This is a genomic window from Geobacillus sp. WSUCF1, from assembly GCF_000422025.1.
GTDB classification, from domain to species: Bacteria; Bacillota; Bacilli; order Bacillales; family Anoxybacillaceae; genus Geobacillus; species Geobacillus zalihae.
This window is the reverse complement of sequence record NZ_ATCO01000138.1, coordinates 26,757-42,842: the sequence shown is the minus strand read 5'-3', so window position 1 is coordinate 42,842 and position 16,086 is coordinate 26,757. Positions and strand designations below refer to the sequence as shown.

18 protein-coding genes, 2 pseudogenes and 1 other annotated feature are annotated in these 16,086 nt (G+C 55.1%); of the genes and pseudogenes, 18 read left to right on the top strand and 2 right to left on the bottom strand.

Annotated features, from left to right (window positions below):
- Positions 1-238: 238 nt before the first annotated feature.
- The 17 genes and pseudogenes from I656_RS0116405 (at position 239) to pheA (ending at position 12,633) form a co-directional block, all read left to right on the top strand.
- Positions 239-813 (top strand): annotated as a pseudogene (locus tag I656_RS0116405) (nucleoside triphosphate pyrophosphatase).
- 135 nt (positions 814-948) lie between these two features.
- Positions 949-1,629 carry a DNA repair protein RadC gene (gene radC, locus I656_RS03120; RefSeq protein ID WP_015375501.1) on the top strand — a complete coding sequence of 227 codons (681 nt, stop codon included), beginning with the start codon at positions 949-951 and terminating at the stop codon, positions 1,627-1,629.
- Between the two features lie 157 nt (positions 1,630-1,786).
- Positions 1,787-2,809: a rod shape-determining protein gene (locus I656_RS03125; protein WP_011232093.1), complete on the top strand. Its 1,023-nt coding sequence runs from the start codon at positions 1,787-1,789 to the stop codon at positions 2,807-2,809.
- Positions 2,810-2,828: 19 nt separating this feature from the next.
- Positions 2,829-3,695 carry a rod shape-determining protein MreC gene (mreC, locus tag I656_RS03130; protein ID WP_015375500.1) on the top strand — a complete coding sequence of 289 codons (867 nt, stop codon included), beginning with the start codon at positions 2,829-2,831 and terminating at the stop codon, positions 3,693-3,695.
- Positions 3,692-4,210, top strand: a complete 519-nt coding sequence (mreD, locus tag I656_RS03135; protein ID WP_015375499.1) for a rod shape-determining protein MreD — start codon at positions 3,692-3,694, stop codon at positions 4,208-4,210. The genes mreC and mreD overlap by 4 nt, the downstream gene beginning before the upstream one ends.
- A 40-nt stretch (positions 4,211-4,250) precedes the next feature.
- On the top strand, positions 4,251-4,943 hold the full coding sequence (gene minC, locus I656_RS03140; RefSeq protein ID WP_013144614.1) for a septum site-determining protein MinC: 693 nt from the start codon (positions 4,251-4,253) through the stop codon (positions 4,941-4,943).
- 2 nt (positions 4,944-4,945) lie between these two features.
- Positions 4,946-5,752, top strand: coding sequence for a septum site-determining protein MinD (gene minD / locus I656_RS03145; protein WP_014196423.1), 807 nt, complete (start codon positions 4,946-4,948; stop codon positions 5,750-5,752).
- A 259-nt stretch (positions 5,753-6,011) separates the two neighbouring features.
- Positions 6,012-6,779 (top strand): M23 family metallopeptidase, encoded by a 768-nt coding sequence (locus tag I656_RS03150; protein WP_033006367.1) that lies wholly within the window; start codon positions 6,012-6,014, stop codon positions 6,777-6,779.
- Positions 6,772-7,633: pseudogene (locus tag I656_RS0116400) on the top strand (site-2 protease family protein). The gene I656_RS03150 and the pseudogene I656_RS0116400 overlap by 8 nt, the downstream one beginning before the upstream one ends.
- Positions 7,634-8,006: 373 nt before the next feature.
- Positions 8,007-8,086, top strand: a sequence feature (ribosomal protein L21 leader region).
- Between the two features lie 14 nt (positions 8,087-8,100).
- Entirely contained in the window at positions 8,101-8,409 is a 309-nt protein-coding gene (gene rplU / locus I656_RS03155; protein WP_011232086.1) for a 50S ribosomal protein L21, read from the top strand.
- Positions 8,410-8,411: 2 nt separating this feature from the next.
- The gene (locus I656_RS03160) at positions 8,412-8,741 is read left to right on the top strand and encodes a ribosomal-processing cysteine protease Prp (RefSeq protein WP_020756216.1); all 330 of its coding nucleotides are present in this window, start codon (positions 8,412-8,414) and stop codon (positions 8,739-8,741) included.
- Positions 8,742-8,756: 15 nt separating this feature from the next.
- On the top strand, positions 8,757-9,047 hold the full coding sequence (gene rpmA / locus I656_RS03165) for a 50S ribosomal protein L27 (protein WP_011232084.1): 291 nt from the start codon (positions 8,757-8,759) through the stop codon (positions 9,045-9,047).
- A 170-nt stretch (positions 9,048-9,217) separates the two neighbouring features.
- A complete protein-coding gene (locus I656_RS03170; RefSeq protein WP_015375495.1) occupies positions 9,218-9,766 on the top strand; it encodes a sporulation initiation phosphotransferase B in 549 nt (182 codons plus the stop codon).
- Between the two features lie 21 nt (positions 9,767-9,787).
- Positions 9,788-9,913 carry a hypothetical protein gene (locus I656_RS19790; protein WP_255348559.1) on the top strand — a complete coding sequence of 42 codons (126 nt, stop codon included), beginning with the start codon at positions 9,788-9,790 and terminating at the stop codon, positions 9,911-9,913.
- Between the two features lie 91 nt (positions 9,914-10,004).
- Positions 10,005-11,303, top strand: coding sequence for a GTPase ObgE (obgE, locus tag I656_RS03175; protein ID WP_011232082.1), 1,299 nt, complete (start codon positions 10,005-10,007; stop codon positions 11,301-11,303).
- A gap of 16 nt (positions 11,304-11,319) precedes the next feature.
- Positions 11,320-11,763 (top strand): ACT domain-containing protein, encoded by a 444-nt coding sequence (locus I656_RS03180; RefSeq protein WP_011232081.1) that lies wholly within the window; start codon positions 11,320-11,322, stop codon positions 11,761-11,763.
- Positions 11,764-11,784: 21 nt separating this feature from the next.
- Positions 11,785-12,633: a prephenate dehydratase gene (pheA, locus tag I656_RS03185; protein WP_011232080.1), complete on the top strand. Its 849-nt coding sequence runs from the start codon at positions 11,785-11,787 to the stop codon at positions 12,631-12,633.
- A 108-nt stretch (positions 12,634-12,741) separates the two neighbouring features.
- Here pheA and I656_RS03190 read toward each other — a convergent pair whose 3' ends face one another.
- Positions 12,742-13,281, bottom strand: coding sequence for a transcription repressor NadR (locus tag I656_RS03190; protein ID WP_013144620.1), 540 nt, complete (start codon positions 13,279-13,281; stop codon positions 12,742-12,744).
- A 15-nt stretch (positions 13,282-13,296) separates the two neighbouring features.
- Positions 13,297-14,421 carry an IscS subfamily cysteine desulfurase gene (locus I656_RS03195; protein ID WP_013524233.1) on the bottom strand — a complete coding sequence of 375 codons (1,125 nt, stop codon included), beginning with the start codon at positions 14,419-14,421 and terminating at the stop codon, positions 13,297-13,299.
- A 69-nt stretch (positions 14,422-14,490) separates the two neighbouring features.
- Here I656_RS03195 and nadB point away from each other — a divergent pair, with 69 nt between their 5' ends.
- Positions 14,491-16,083: an L-aspartate oxidase gene (gene nadB, locus I656_RS03200; RefSeq protein WP_020756211.1), complete on the top strand. Its 1,593-nt coding sequence runs from the start codon at positions 14,491-14,493 to the stop codon at positions 16,081-16,083.
- Positions 16,084-16,086: the final 3 nt, after the last annotated feature.

The following is a 16,086-nucleotide window of genomic DNA, read 5'->3' as shown; positions in this document are numbered from 1 at the left end:
TCGACTGTCGAAGGCAAGCCTGTGGCTTGGAAGACCGAACAACCACCCGCTTCACAGACCCATACATGGGTCTGAAAGCGGCGTTGTTCGGTCGCCCGACAGTCGATCAAATGCCTAGTAAAATCTGCAAATGTTCATGCTTCAAATTGCATCTATACAGAAAATTGCCTTTCACCGCAAAATTTGCTACGATACAAATGAATCTTCCGAGCCGAAACGAGTGAAAGGAGAATGAACGATGCCTCCACGGTTCGTGCTTGCTTCCCGCTCCCCGCGCCGCAGGCAGATCCTCGAGCTGGCCGGTTGGCCGTTTGACGTTCAAGAAAGTCAAGCCGATGAGACGATCGCCCCCGGAACGCCCCCTGATGAAGCGGTTCAACTTCTTGCCCGCCGGAAAGTGGAGGCGGTGATGTCCTCTTTTCCCGACGCGTATGTTCTTGGCGCTGATACGATCGTTGTGTGCGATGGCCGCTTGTTAGGGAAGCCGCGCACGGAAGAAGAAGCATTCGCCATGCTGCGTCAGTTGTCCGGGCGGACGCATGACGTATGGACCGGTGTCGCCATCGCACTCCCTCAAGGTCCATCACCTCGTTTGCGGAAAAAACAGCGGTGACGTTTTGGGAGCTCGATGACGAGGAAATCGCCGCCTATATTGCGACCGGGGAGCCGATGGACAAGGCGGGGGCGTATGGCATCCAAGGCCGCGCTGCCCTGTTTGTCAAACGGATCGAAGGCGACTATTTGACGGTCGTCGGCCTGCCGCTGTCGCGGACGGTGAGGGAATTGCGCCGGCTCGGGTGGCCGCCGGCATAGATCAAAGCAAAAGCGGCCGCCGTCTGGCGCTTTTTGGCAAAAGAACGCCCCCGCAAACGGATTCTGCTGTCGTACCGAGGGGCGGTTCAAGCCTCTCCATCTTTCGATGAAGCAAAACAAAAAAGGGGGAGTATGATGGCGTGGATGATCCGCGATGTTCCGAAAGACAGCCGGCCGCGTGAACGGCTGCTGTCATCAGGGCCGGAAAGTTTATCCGACCATGAACTGATCGCCATTTTGTTGCGCACGGGCACGAAGGAGGAGTCGGTCGTGCAGCTCGCCCAGCGTCTCCTTCGCCATTTTGAGGGGCTGAGACCGCTCAAAGACGCAACGGTCGAAGAAATGACAAACATCAAAGGGATCGGGCCGACGAAAGCCGTGCAAATTTTGGCGGCGTTGGAGCTCGGCCGACGCATCCACCAGTCCGGCTGCGCCGACCGCTATGTGATTCGCTGCCCGGAAGACGGAGCGAAATACGTCATGGAAGATATGCGCTTTTTATCGCAAGAACATTTTGTCGCCATTTATTTAAATACGAAAAATCAAGTCATCTACCGCAAAACGGTGTTCATCGGCAGTTTAAACGCCTCGATTGTCCATCCGCGCGAAGTGTTTAAAGAGGCGATCAAACGTTCCGCCGCCTCCGTCATTTGTGTGCATAACCACCCTTCTGGCGATCCGACTCCAAGCCGCGAAGACATCGATGTGACGAAACGGCTCGCGGAATGCGGCCGCATCATCGGCATCGAGCTCTTGGATCACCTCATCATCGGCGATCAAAAATTCGTCAGTTTGAAAGAAAAAGGCTACGTCTAGCGGTTCTCATTTTTTGTCGAATCAGTTATAATATCAACTATGGGTTTTTCCGAATCCGTTCGGGCGGTGTTGTACAATTTATAAATGACTTGACATCCGATTCATGTTGTCAATAGAAAATCATATGCATTTCGTTTCGGAAAGGAAGATCGATCATATGTTTGGAATTGGGACGAAAGATCTCGGGATTGATTTAGGAACAGCGAATACGCTCGTTTATGTGAAGGGAAAAGGGATCGTTTTGCGCGAGCCGTCGGTTGTCGCCATTCAGCGCGACACGAAGCAAATCGTCGCCGTCGGCAATGAAGCGAAAAACATGATCGGGCGCACGCCGGGCAACATCGTGGCGCTTCGTCCGATGAAAGACGGCGTCATCGCTGATTATGAAACGACGGCGACGATGATGAAATATTTCATTCGCAAGGCCGTCAAAACGAAAGGGTTGTTTGCCAGCAAGCCGTATGTGATGGTATGCGTGCCGTACGGCATCACGGCCGTAGAGGAGCGCGCGGTCATCGATGCGACGCGCCAGGCTGGAGCACGCGATGCCTATACGATTGAAGAACCATTTGCGGCCGCGATCGGCGCCAATTTGCCGGTGTGGGAGCCGACCGGGAGCATGGTCGTCGACATCGGCGGCGGTACGACTGAAGTGGCCGTGATTTCGCTCGGCGGCATCGTGACGAGCCAGTCGATTCGCATCGCCGGCGATGAAATGGATGAGGCGATCATTCAATACATCCGAAAAACGTACAATTTGATGATCGGAGAACGGACGGCGGAGGCGATTAAAGTCGAGATCGGCTCAGCCGGAAATCCGGAAGGAATCGGAAACATGGAAATTCGCGGCCGCGACTTGCTCACTGGGCTGCCAAAAACGATCGAAATCAGCGCCGAAGAAGTGGCTGAGGCGCTGCACGATACGGTCTATGCGATCGTCGAGTCGGTGAAAAACACGCTCGAAAAAACACCGCCGGAGCTAGCGGCTGACATTATGGACCGCGGCATCGTGCTGACAGGCGGCGGCGCTTTGTTGCGCAATTTGGACAAGGTCATCAGCAAAGAGACGGACATGCCGGTCATCGTCGCGGAAAATCCGCTTGATTGCGTGGCCATTGGCACCGGGAAAGCGCTCGACCACATCGACTTGTTTAAAAACAAGGCGAGAGACCATCGCTGACGGTAAGAAGGTGTGACGCATGCCACAGCTTTTTGGGAATAAGCGTCTCATTTTTTTGCTCGTCAGCATCGTCATCCTTGTCATGTTGATCGGCTTTTCCCTGCGCAGCCGCGAAGAATTGACGTGGCCGGAGCAGTTTGTAAAAGATACGGTCGGTTTTGTTCAGCTTCTGTTTGGGAAGCCCGCCCAGCAAGTCGCGGGCTTCTTTGAAAATGTGAGCGATCTTCGCCGTACATATAAGGAAAACGAACTGCTGAAGGCAAGACTTGAGGAATATGCGGCGCTTGAGACCGAGGTCGAGGCGCTGCGGCAAGAAAACGAACGGCTGCGCGCGTTGCTCGATAAAAAAGAGAGCTTGCGTGATTTTGTTTCGATTCAGGCGACGGTGATCGGGCGGAACCCGGATCGTTGGCGGGAAACGATCATCATCAACAAAGGCGAGCAACACGGCGTGAAAAAAGATATGGCCGTCATCACCCCAGCGGGGCTTGTCGGCAAGGTGCAGCACGCTTCCCAATTTACGTCCACTGTGCAGCTGTTAAGCGCGCTTGACCAAAACAACCGCATTTCCGCTTATATCCAAGGAAAGGAAAACGTGTTTGGGTTGATCGAAGGCTACGATGAGAAGCGGCGCGAGTTGCTGCTCGGAGAAATTCCGATTGACGCCAAAGTGGAAAAAAGGCAAAAAGTGTTGACTTCCGGCCTTGGCGGCGTGTTTCCGAAAGGACTGCCGATCGGTGAGGTGACCGAGATCAAGCCGGACCAATACGGATTGACGAAAGTCGTCTATGTCAAGCCGTTTGCCAACTTGTATGATATTGACGACGTCATGATTGTGAAACGAACCATCGATGCAGCACTGCAGGAAAAGGAGGAGGCAAAGTGAACAAGTGGCGTCTCCCTTTCCTTGCGGTGTTATGTTTTGTGAGTGAGAGCCTGTTTGTTGATGTATGGCCAAAAGGCGACTTGTATGTCCACTATTTTTTTGTTCCCCGGTTTTTTCTTGTTTTTCTCGTGTTCACAGCGATGCATTTCGGCGGGACGCGGGCGATGGGGTACGGGTTCATCTTCGGTTTTCTGTATGACTGCGTCTACACAGAGCTGCTCGGTGTTTATGCGTTTGCCTATACGCTTATCGCCTACTTGGCGGGCAAAGCGATGAAATGGTTCCACCAAAACTGGTTCGTTGCATCGCTCTTGTCGCTGCTTTCCATTGTGCTGCTTGACAGTTATGTCTACGGCATCCAGCTGTTGATCGGGCGGACCGATTGGTCGTTTTCTGTTTTTTGGGACCGCCGTCTATGGCCGACGCTGCTTCTGAACGTCGCGTTTTTGCTCGTCTTTTCGTACCCGCTCGAACGGCGATTGGCCAAAATTCGCCGGTTTGAGCAGGAAGAATAAAAGAGGAAAAACGGCCCGTTTTGTAGAATTATTCGTTGGGGTGAACGTTGTGGCGAAACAAAAGCAGCAGTATGTGACGATTAAAGGGACGAAAGATGGGCTGACGCTGCATCTCGACGACCGCTGCTCGTATGACGATTTATTGAAAGAAATCGAGGAGCGGCTTGTCAAACAAGCTGGCGTCGCGCCAGACAGCCCCCTTGTCTCTGTTCATCTGAAAATTGGGAACCGCTATTTGACGCCTGCCCAAGAGGAAGAGGTGCGTGCGCTCATCCGCCGTTCAAAAAATTTGGTCGTCGATTCGATCGAAAGCAATGTCATGTCGAAAGCAGAAGCGATAGAATGGATGAGAAAAACGGAAATTGTGCCCGTTTCGCGCATTGTCCGTTCGGGACAAGTGCTTCATGTCGAAGGGGATTTGCTGCTGATCGGCGACGTGAACCCTGGCGGAACGGTCATTGCCGGAGGCAACATTTTCATTCTCGGCGCCTTGCGCGGCATCGCCCATGCCGGGTATGCCGGCAATAAACAGGCGATCATCGCTGCATCGGTCATGAAACCGATGCAGTTGCGCATCGGCGACATCATGAGCCGAGCGCCCGATTCGAAAACGGATGAAGGAAATGAAATGGAATGCGCCTATATTGATGAGCATAACCAAATTGTTGTCGACCGCCTTCAGCTGCTTATGCATTTGCGGCCGAATTTGACGCGCTTAGAAAGGAGAATGTGACCGTGGGAGAAGCGATCGTCATCACTTCCGGAAAAGGCGGCGTCGGCAAAACGACGACGACCGCGAACCTTGGGACGGCCCTCGCCATTCTAGGGAAGCGGGTGTGCCTTGTCGACACCGACATCGGGCTGCGCAACCTCGATGTCGTGCTTGGGCTTGAGAACCGAATTATTTATGATTTGGTCGATGTCGTGGAAGGGCGTTGCACAGTGCAAAAAGCGCTTGTGAAAGACAAGCGGTTCGATAACCATTTGTATTTGTTGCCGGCCGCGCAAACGAGCGATAAGTCGGCGGTCAACCCCGCGCAAATGAAACAGCTCATTGAGGAGCTGAAACAGGAATACGATTATGTGCTCATCGACTGTCCGGCTGGAATCGAACAAGGCTATCGCAACGCTGTCGCCGGCGCGGACGAAGCGATCGTCGTCACGACGCCGGAAGTGTCGGCGGTCCGCGACGCCGACCGCATCATCGGCTTGCTTGAAGCGGAGGAGCACGTCAAACCGCCGCGCCTCATCATCAACCGCATTCGCAGCCATATGGTGAAAAACGGCGATATGTTGGATGTCGACGAAATCATCTCGCATTTATCGATCGAGTTGCTCGGCATTATCGCCGACGATGAAAACGTGATCAAAGCGTCGAACCGCGGCGAGCCGATTGTGCTGGACCCAAACAGCAAAGCGTCGATCGCCTTCCGCAACATCGCCCGCCGCATCCTCGGCGAGTCGGTGCCGCTGCCGCCGCTTGAGGAAGAGGAGAAGGGGCTGTTTTCAAAGATTCGGAAAATATTTAGTTTGAAATCATGAAGTTGGCGCAAGAAGGCCGTTGAATGGGCCTTCTTTTTTTATTCATATTGTTGTGCCGTTTGGAATTCCTGATCTGTAACAACGGAAGCAGATGGTATCGATCGGTTGCGGCGCTCAGCCGAAACGTTGGTGTGAAACCGTTTGAGGGATTTGTTCGCGGACGTGTTCGGCGAGGCGCGGCGAAAAACGCTCGTTCATATTCCATGAGGTTGTCTCATAAATTAGTACAAACGTTGTTGGAAAGGTGGAGGGGGGACGTATGGATCGACGCGTCCGTGAGATGAAAAAACGCATTGAAAAACGAAGAAGGGAACGTCAATATAAGGGGCAGGTTCCAAAAGAATCTAGATGGAGCGCCGCTGATGAGGAGCGGTACGGGCTGCCGGTCGTCACGTACGACCGCTATTCGTTTGAATCCGCTCCCCATCCGTTGTTCCGCAAAGAATGGTTTTTATTCAAAACACTCATCGCTGCCTGTCTCGTGCTCGTGACGGCCATTGTGTTCCGGCATCCTTCCGCTTCGCTCGAGCCGGCGCGGCAGTTTATTGCCCGGACGATGGAAACGGAGTTTCAGTTTGCGGCTGTCTCAGCGTGGTATGAGAAAGCGTTCGGTGAGCCGCTCGCTTTTTTTGCCCCGAAAAAGGAAGAAAAGGTGAAAACGGCTTCATCCTATGCAGTGCCGGCTTCTGGACGGATTCTCGAAAGTTTTGAAAAAAACGGGGAGGGTGTGACGATCGAAACCGAGAATGGAGCCAAAGTGGAAGCGATGAAAGAAGGGATTGTCACCTTTGCCGGTACGAAAGACCGTCTTGGCAAAACGGTCATCATCCAACATGCGGACGGCACGGAGACGTGGTACGGACATTTGGGGGCCATTTCAGTGAAATTGTATGACTTTGTTGAAATGGGGCAGGAAGTTGGCACGGCCGAGGCGAGCGAGACAAATAAACAGAAAGGGCTGTTTTATTTTGCGATTAAACAAGGAGATGAATTTATCGATCCGATTCAGGTGATCTCCTTTGAATAAGTATATGGCGCTGCTCGGGAAGATGCACGTCCACCCGCTGTTATGGCTGATCGGCGGTATCGCGGTGCTTACCGCCCATTTCAAGCAGCTTTGCCTGTTGTTTTTCATCGTCCTCGTTCATGAGCTCGGCCATGCGGTGGCGGCCGCGTTTTTCGCATGGCGGGTGAAGCGGATTTTGCTGCTGCCGTTCGGCGGAGTGGCGGAAGTCGAAGAGCACGGCAACCGGCCGTTTGGCGAGGAGTGGATCGTGACGCTCGCCGGGCCGGCCCAGCATCTGTGGCTCACAGCGGCGGCGTTTTTTTTTGTGGAAGGCCGGCATGATGGATGGCGGGAGCTGGGAGCTCTTTTTTCGCTACAATGCGGCCATTTTCGCTTTGAACTTGCTGCCGATCTGGCCGCTGGATGGAGGCAAGTTATTGTTTTTGCTGCTGTCCTACCGCCGCCCGTTCAGCGAAGCGCATCGAAACACGGTCGCCATATCGGCCGCCGTGCTTGCTGTCGGCGTTGTTCTTTTGTTTGTGTTGGCGCCGCGCCAGCTTGATTTATGGGCGATCGCCGCCTTTTTGGCGCATGCTCTTTGGCAGGAGCAAAAGCAGCATCCGTATGTCGTTATGCGCTTTTTGCTTGAGCGGTATTATGGAAACAAAGGCGGCTATACAAAGCTGCGGACGATTACGGCGCCGGCGGACGAACGCATCTCGGCCGTGCTGCAGCGATTTTACCGCGGACAAAAGCATGCGATCATCGTCGTTCGCGACGGGCGCGAACGGGCGACGCTCGATGAAAACGAGCTGCTGCATGCGTTTTTTGCCGAAAAGCAAGCCGATGCGCCGCTTGGCGCTCTCATCTATTGATCGCGGCTATAGATAGATGCAACAAAAACGTTTCACATATCCTTGATGGAAAAGTTGCTTATCTATGTTTTTGACTGTCGGAGGCAAGCCTGTGGTTTGGGAGGCCGAACGACCGCTCGCTTCACAGACCCATACATGGGTCTGACAGCGGCGTTGTTCGGTCGCTCGACAGTCGATCCAATGCTCGGTAAAAGCTGCAAATGTGAAAGCTTCAAATGGCATCTATATAGTCGTTTGCACCGTTTCATCATCGCCCGCCGGGGGACGAAGATGACGGTTGACGCCGGCCGTTTCTATGTTACGATAGATGACGTTGTAGACTTTTTGTCCTGCCAACAAGGGCAAAAGAGGGCGGCTGTCGCAAAAAGACGCACCCGCACTACAACCGCTCAGCGCGGGCGATGAAGCGCTCCGTCTTGGGCCGCCTTGGCGCTGGCGAGTCTGAGTCCATGAAGGAGGTGCGATGCATGTACGCAATTATCGAAACTGGCGGCAAACAATTGAAAGTCGAAGAAGGCCAAGAAATTTACATCGAAAAATTGGATGCGAATGAAGGCGATACGGTCACGTTTGACAAAGTGCTGTTCGTCGGCGGGGAAACGGTGAAAATCGGCAACCCGACGGTCGAAGGCGCAACCGTGACGGCGAGAGTGCAAAAACACGGCCGACAAAAGAAAATTATCGTCTTCAAATATAAAGCGAAAAAGAACTATCGCCGCAAACAAGGCCACCGTCAGCCGTACACGAAAGTCGTCATCGAAAAAATCAACGCGTAACGATGATCCGCGTCACGATTGAACGGGAAGCGGACGGCCGCATCCGCGCGTTTACGATGGAAGGGCACGCCCATTTTGCGAAACGCGGGCAGGACATTGTATGCGCCGGCGCTTCGGCGGTCTCGTTCGGCACGATCAACGCCATCGAGACACTTATTGGCGTAAGCCCGCATGTTTCGCTCGGCAAAGACGGCGGCTACCTCCGCTGCGAGCTTCCAAAGCTGGAAGAAGCGGCGGCAGAGAAAGTGCAGTTGTTGTTGGAAGCGATGGTCGTTTCGCTAAAGACGATCGAACGCGATTACGGAACATTTATCCGCGTGACATCCATCTAGCGGGAGGTGACTGCCATGCTGAGACTTGACCTGCAATTTTTTGCTTCGAAAAAAGGGGTCGGTTCGACGAAAAACGGCCGCGACTCGATCGCGAAACGTCTTGGCGCAAAACGGGCTGACGGTCAATTCGTCACCAGCGGTTCGATTTTGTACCGTCAACGCGGAACGAAAGTCCATCCGGGCTTGAACGTCGGCCGCGGCGGCGACGATACGTTGTATGCGAAAATCGACGGCATCGTCCGCTTCGAGCGGCTCGGCCGCGACCGCAAACGCGTCAGCGTCTACCCGGTCAGCCAAGAAGCGTAATCGATGTGAAAAAACTCTAACCGTTCGGTTAGAGTTTTTTCTTTTTGGCGTAGAAAAATCGTTCCCGTTCAATGTCAAAAAATGTTATAGTAAAAGTACATGCCTCCCCCATGGAGGCGGAAGTCCAAGCGAGGCAGGGAGCCTACGCTTAGTGGATAGGGGAGCGTTGGATGGAGAAGCGATGGACTGTCGTTGAGGTGATGCGCCATGCCCGCCATGACTGGCTGAACAAAATCCAGCTCATCAAAGGGCATTTGGCGCTCAATAAAATCGAACGGGTGCAGGAAATCATTGAAGACATGATCGCCGAGATGCATCAGGAAACACGGTTGACGAACTTGAAAGCCGAGCAGTTCGCTGAGCTTGTCATGACTTATAACTGGGAGCCGCGCCCGCTTTTTCTTGAGTATGAAATCACGGACGGCGAAGCCGATTGGTCGCGGTGCGATGAGCAGCTGACTGAATGGTGCCGCCAATTTTTTCACCTGCTTGAAGCGCAATCCGATGAGCGGACAGAAAACCATTTATGTTTGTCCATTGAGCTGTCCGACCGACGGGCGGCGCTGTTTTTGGATTATTGCGGCACGTTTCGAGATGGCGAAGCCATTCGCACTTGGCTTAAGCGCTGCGAACCATCACCGCCGCTTCGGCTCGCGTCGTTTGCCGTTGGCGAGGGCGAATTGACGGTGGAGCTTGAGCTTTTGGCGGCGGAATCTTGACCATTGGTTGGACGAAGGAAAATGGAAGGCAAAGCTTATTTTGCCCTAAGAGGTGCGAACGGATCGATCCAATCGGACCGAAAAGCGGCGGCTGGGCTTGAGCCGTCCCGCCAGCCCGCAGACGGCCGGTGCTTGCGTACATATTGACATCATGGAATCGACTCTGTATACAATAATAAGTATTAGTCATACTCATTTCGCCATGATACCATGATGGAAGCGAATCGGAGGAACAGCCATGTTTGTTGATCAGGTGAAAATTTATGTGAAAGGCGGGGACGGAGGAAACGGCATGGTCGCGTTCCGCCGGGAAAAATACGTCCCAAAAGGCGGGCCGGCCGGCGGAGACGGCGGCAAAGGCGGCGATGTCGTCTTTGTCGTTGATGAAGGGCTGCGGACGTTGATGGATTTCCGCTACCAGCGCCATTTTAAAGCGCCGCGCGGCGAAAACGGCATGTCGAAAAACCAGCATGGCAAAAATGCGGAAGACTTGATTGTCAAAGTGCCCCCAGGCACCGTTGTCATCGATGCGGATACGAACGAAGTGCTCGCCGATTTGACCGAGGCGGGGCAGCGGTTTGTCGTCGCCAAAGGCGGGCGCGGCGGGCGCGGCAACACCCGATTTGCGACGGCGTCCAACCCAGCGCCGGAAATTGCGGAAAACGGCGAACCGGGCGAAGAGCGCAACATCATTTTAGAGCTGAAGCTTCTCGCTGACGTCGGGCTGGTCGGGTTTCCAAGCGTCGGCAAATCGACGCTGCTGTCGGTCGTCTCCGCAGCCCGTCCGAAAATCGCCGAGTACCATTTTACGACGCTCGTTCCGAACTTGGGCGTTGTCGAAACGGAAGACGGGCGCAGTTTTGTGATGGCCGACTTGCCGGGATTGATTGAAGGGGCCCATCAAGGGGTCGGGCTCGGGCATCAGTTTTTGCGCCATATTGAACGGACGCGTGTCATCGTCCATGTCATCGACATGGCGGCGGTCGAAGGGCGCGATCCGTACAACGATTATCTCGTCATCAACGAAGAGCTGAAACAGTACAATTTGCGCTTGACCGAGCGGCCGCAAATTGTTGCCGCCAATAAAATGGACATGCCGAACGCCGAAGAAAATTTGCGCCGCTTCAAAGAGAAAGTCGGCGATGCGGTGCCGGTCTTTCCGATTTCTGCAGCGACAAGACAAGGAGTGCGCGAGCTGTTGTTTGCCATCGCCGACCTGTTGGAAACGACGCCGGAATTCCCGCTTCATGAACGGGAAGATCCGGCCGTGCAGCGCGTCGTGTACAAATATGAAAAAGAGGAGCCGCCGTTTACGATCACCCGCGCCAGCGACGGAGCATTCATTTTGGCGGGCGACAAAATTGAAAAGTTGTTTAAGATGACGGATTTCTCGCGCGAAGAATCGGTGCGCCGCTTCGCCCGCCAGCTGAAGGCGATGGGGGTGGATGATGCGCTGCGTGAGCGCGGCGCGAAAGACGGAGACACGATCCGGTTGCTTGATTACGAGTTCGAGTTTGTCGACGACTGGGATGAATAGAGCGGGGGAAGATGCGGTGGAGAAAAAATTTTATTTGGTGCGCGAAGACGTCCTGCCGGAAGCGATGAAGAAAGTCGTGCTCGCGAAACAGCTGCTTGAGCGGAAAAAAGCCGCCTCGGTTGCCGAGGCGGCGCAGCTCGCCAACATCAGCCGCGGTGTGTTTTACAAATACCGCGATGCCATTTTTCCGTTCCAAGCGGTGACGAAAGAAAACATCGTCACGCTCTTTTTCCATTTAGAAGACCGCTCCGGAACGTTGTCACAGCTGCTTGGCGTTGTGGCGGCGGCCGGCTGCAACGTGCTGACCATCCATCAAACGATTCCGCTTCAAGGGAGGGCGAACGTGACGCTGTCGGTCAGCACAAACGATATGAACGAGGAGATTGATGAGCTCCTCGCTAAGCTCAAACAGCTCGAATTTGTCGAAAAAGTGGAAATTGTCGGTTCGGGAGTGTATTAAAGCAAGGGAGAGGCAAACGAGATGAAAATCGGTTATTTAGGACCGAAGGCGACGTTCACCGAAGCGGCGGCTGCTCTTCTTTTTCCGTCGCAGCCGCGGGAGCCGTATGACACGATTCCCGATTGCATTGACGCCGCGGCGGCCGGAGAGATTGAAGCGGCCGTGGTGCCGCTCGAGAACGCCTTGGAAGGATCGGTCAATTTGACACTCGACTATTTAATTCACGAACAGCCGTTGCCGATCATCGGCGAAATCGTTGTGCCCATCGAGCAACATTTGATGGTGCACCCATATTTCACCCCGCATTGGCGCGAAGTGAAAGAAGTGTATTCCCACTCGCACGCCATTGCCCAATGCCGGAAGTTTTTGCATACGGTGCTGAAAGGGGCGAAGCAAGTGCCGATGACGTCAACGAGCGCCGCCGCGAAATTTGTGAGCGAGCATCCGCACTTGCCGGCGGCGGCGATCGCCAACCGGCTGGCGGCGGAAAAATACGGGCTGGTGATCGTGCAGGAAAACGTCCACGATTACGATTACAACCATACGCGCTTTATTGTCGTCAGCCGGCGCAAAGAGCCGCTTTCGCCTGCTTCGCCTCTTTATGCCGGCGACAAGACGACCGTGGTCGTCATGCTGCCGCAAGACCGTCCGGGCGCACTCCATCAAGTGTTATCAGCGTTTGCCTGGCGGCGGCTCAACTTGACGAAAATCGAATCGCGCCCAGCGAAAACGGGCCTTGGAAATTATTTCTTTATTATTGACATCGACGCGCCGATGGATGACGTCCTCATCCCGGGGGCGATCGCGGAAATTGAGGCGCTCGGCTGCACTGTGCAGCTGTTGGGCAGCTATCCATATTATTTTGCTTGACACAGACAAAAACACGCGGGCGGTCTGCTGCCGTCCGCCTGTTCCTTTTTAGACGGCCCGCCGCGCAGTATTCCGCAGGGAATGAACCGATGTTCGGCCAGGTCCAGTTTACGCTTCGATGAGAAAGCCGGCTTGTTTCAAGGCGCGGCAGGCGGCGTCAAGCTTCACTGGTGAATCGGCTTCCAGCGTATGCAAATGGGTTCCGTCCGTCAGCTGCAACAAATACGACGATTTTGTCGCCTCGATTTTGGCGATGAATTGGTCGACTTCCAGGCGGTTGCTCACCATGATCGAGGCGGTTAAATCGCCGTAAACCGGATGCTCGATTTTGACGTCCTTGACTGTCACGCCGCAATCCACGAGCAAATACAACTCTTCTTTCGTCTGTTCTGGCGTATGGAAGCAGGCGACCGTCCTCGTGTACGTTTTGGCCGGTTCAGCCGGCTTTAAATACAAATAGCCTTGGCTTGTGGCGATGATTGGTTCGTTGCGCGCCTTTAACAGTGAAATGTCTTGGACGATCACTTGGCGGCTGACGTTCGTTTTCGCTGCCAGCTCAGCCCCCGTGAGCGGCGCTTCGCTTTCTTTCAACCATTGCAAAATGAGCTGGCGCCGCCTTTCCCCTAAAATTTTCTTTTCCTCTTTCACCTGCCATTCCTCCTTTCATGCCGATGTAAGTCGCTCCAATGTGGAAACGAACTGGTCGATCTCCGCTTCGGTCGTGGCCGCGCCCAATGAGACGCGGATGAATTGCTTCGCTTCTTCAGGCGTTTTCCCGACGGCGAGCATCGTCCGCGACGGCGCTTGCAGCCCGACTTGGCAGGCGCTGCCGGTGGAAATGGCGATGCCGGCGCGGTTGCATTCAAGCATCACAAGCTGCCCTTCGTACCCAGCGACGGACAAACCGATAATATGGGCAAGACGGAAATCGGGATGGCCTTCCACCGCCACCGGCAGCTGTTTGGCGGCGATGGCGTGAAGCAACCGATTCCGCAGTCGTTCCAAACGCGACTGTTCGTCCGCCATTCGTCGATGGAGCTGCTGCGCGGCCGTAATGAAGGCGGCAATACCCGGTACGTTGACCGTTCCCGGCCGAAAGCCTGATTCGTGCGTCGCTCCCGGGAATACCGGCTTCCAATGCCGGCGCGGGTTGATGTACACAGCGCCGACCCCTTTGGGACCGTACACTTTATGGGCGGAAACGGATAGGCTGTCTAGTCCTATCTCTTGAACATCTAGCTGTATTTTAGCAAAAGTTTGCACGCAGTCGCTATGAAAAAGGACGCCGTGCGCCCGCAGGAGGCGGCCGATGTCGGCAAGCGGCTGAATCGTGCCGATTTCCGAGTTGGCGTGCTGGATGGAAGCAAGGATTGTCTTCGGCGTGATCGCCCGCTCCAAATCGGCAAGTCGAATGCGCCCGAATCGGTCGACGGGCAAATACGTGACCGTATATCCTTCTGTTTCCAGCTGCTTGAACAGGTGATGGAGCGAGGCATGCTCGATTTCGGTCGTGATCAGGTGGTTTCCCTTATGCCGGTAGGCGGCAGCTAGCGAACGGATCGCGAGCACGTTCGCTTCCGTTCCGCCGCTTGTGAAATAGATCCCTTCCGCTTCTCCGTTAATCATGGCGGCGAGTTCGCGCCGGCATAAGGCAAGCAGTTGTTTCGCTTTCGTTCCGATGTCATGCAAGCTGCTTTCGTTGCCAAAGTAAACGGACGCCGCTTCAGCGTAAGCGGCGATCGCCTCTTGGCACATTGGCGTCGTTGCCGCGTAATCCAAATAAATCATATTCCCCCGCCTTTGCATCATTTTTTTCGCCAAACCTCTTGCCATTAGTTTAAATATGTGTAAATATAGATGTCAAGACAGGTGAAAAGAAAGGGGCGTCCGAGAGTGAAGGAAGGTGGCGTGATTATCGTCGGAAGCGGGCTGGCGGCGTTAACGGTCGCGTATCATTTATCTGAGCTCGACCATGTGATGATATTCACAAAAAAACGTTGCACCGACAGCAATTCATGGCGGGCGCAAGGAGGGGTGGCCGCGGCGCTGGCAGAGAGCGACGATTGGCGCGCTCATTTCCGCGATACGATGGTCGCCGGCTGCTTTCATAACGATGAACGAATGGTCGAACGGCTTGTCCGCGAAGGGCCGAGGCGGCTGCAAGAATGGATCAACGCCGGCATGGCGTTTGATCGGGACGAACGCGGCCGGTTTTGTTTCGGCCTTGAAGGCGGGCATAGCCACCGCCGGATTTTGCACGCCGGCGGCGATCAAACGGGCAAAGCACTCGTTTCGTTTTTGCTTGAGCGGCTCGAGGGACGCGTATGGATGGAAGAAGGCGAGCAGGTGATTGATTTGCTTGTGGAAGAGGGGCGTTGCGTCGGGGTGAAAACGAAGCGGGAAGACGGTTCGGTGTCCATTTGGCCGGCGTCGGCCGTCGTGTTGGCGACCGGTGGATGCGCCGGATTGTATACGTTCACTTCCAATGCGCCGACGGCGACTGGCGACGGCATTGCCATGGCGTACCGCGCCGGTGCGGCGGTGGCGGATATGGAGTTTATCCAATTTCATCCGACGATGCTCGTTGCCGGCGGAAAAGCGGTCGGGCTCGTCTCGGAAGCGGTGCGCGGCGAAGGGGCGGTGCTTGAGGCGGAAGACGGAAGACCGCTGATGGACGGCGTCCATCCGCTTCGCGATCTCGCTCCGCGCGACATCGTCGCCCGAGCGATCGCGGCGGAACTCGATCGCGGCGGCCGCGTCTATTTGAATATTTCCCGCGTGTCCCACTTCCGCCGCCGCTTTCCGACGATCGCCGCGCTATGTGAGGCCTATGGAGTCGACTTTGAAGCCGGCCGCCTTCCTGTCGCGCCGGGCGCCCATTTTTTAATGGGCGGCGTTGTCGTCAACGAGTGGGGGCAGACGACGGTTCCGGGCTTGTACGCCGTCGGGGAAGCGGCGTGCACCGGTGTGCACGGCGCCAACCGGCTCGCGAGCAACTCGTTGCTTGAAGCGATCGTCTTTGGATTCCGTGCGGCCTGCGCCATCCGCCGTCAGGCGGCGTGGCCGGAAACGGTGCACCGAGCGGATTCATCCAGCCCGCGTCGTTTGATTGTACCACGGCTGCCAGAGCGGGCGCTCATTCGCGAACAGCTGTCAACGTTTGTCGGCATCGTCCGCAACGGCGATCGGCTTCGCAAAGCGGTCGACTGGTTGGAACAGTTTTCGTTGCCGGATTGGCTGGATGGCGACCTTGAACGATTGTCGGCAGAGGAGATTGAAACAGGATACATGTTGCTAGTGGGCTGGCTTGTCGCTTCATCAGCGCTTGGGCGCACGGAAAGCCGCGGCGGCCATTACCGGAGCGATTTTCCGCGTGAATGCCCAAAGTGGCGGGGGCGGCGCCTCGTGCGGACGAAAGAAGAGTGGGCCCGCCTTGGGGCTGGGAGGTAAAGC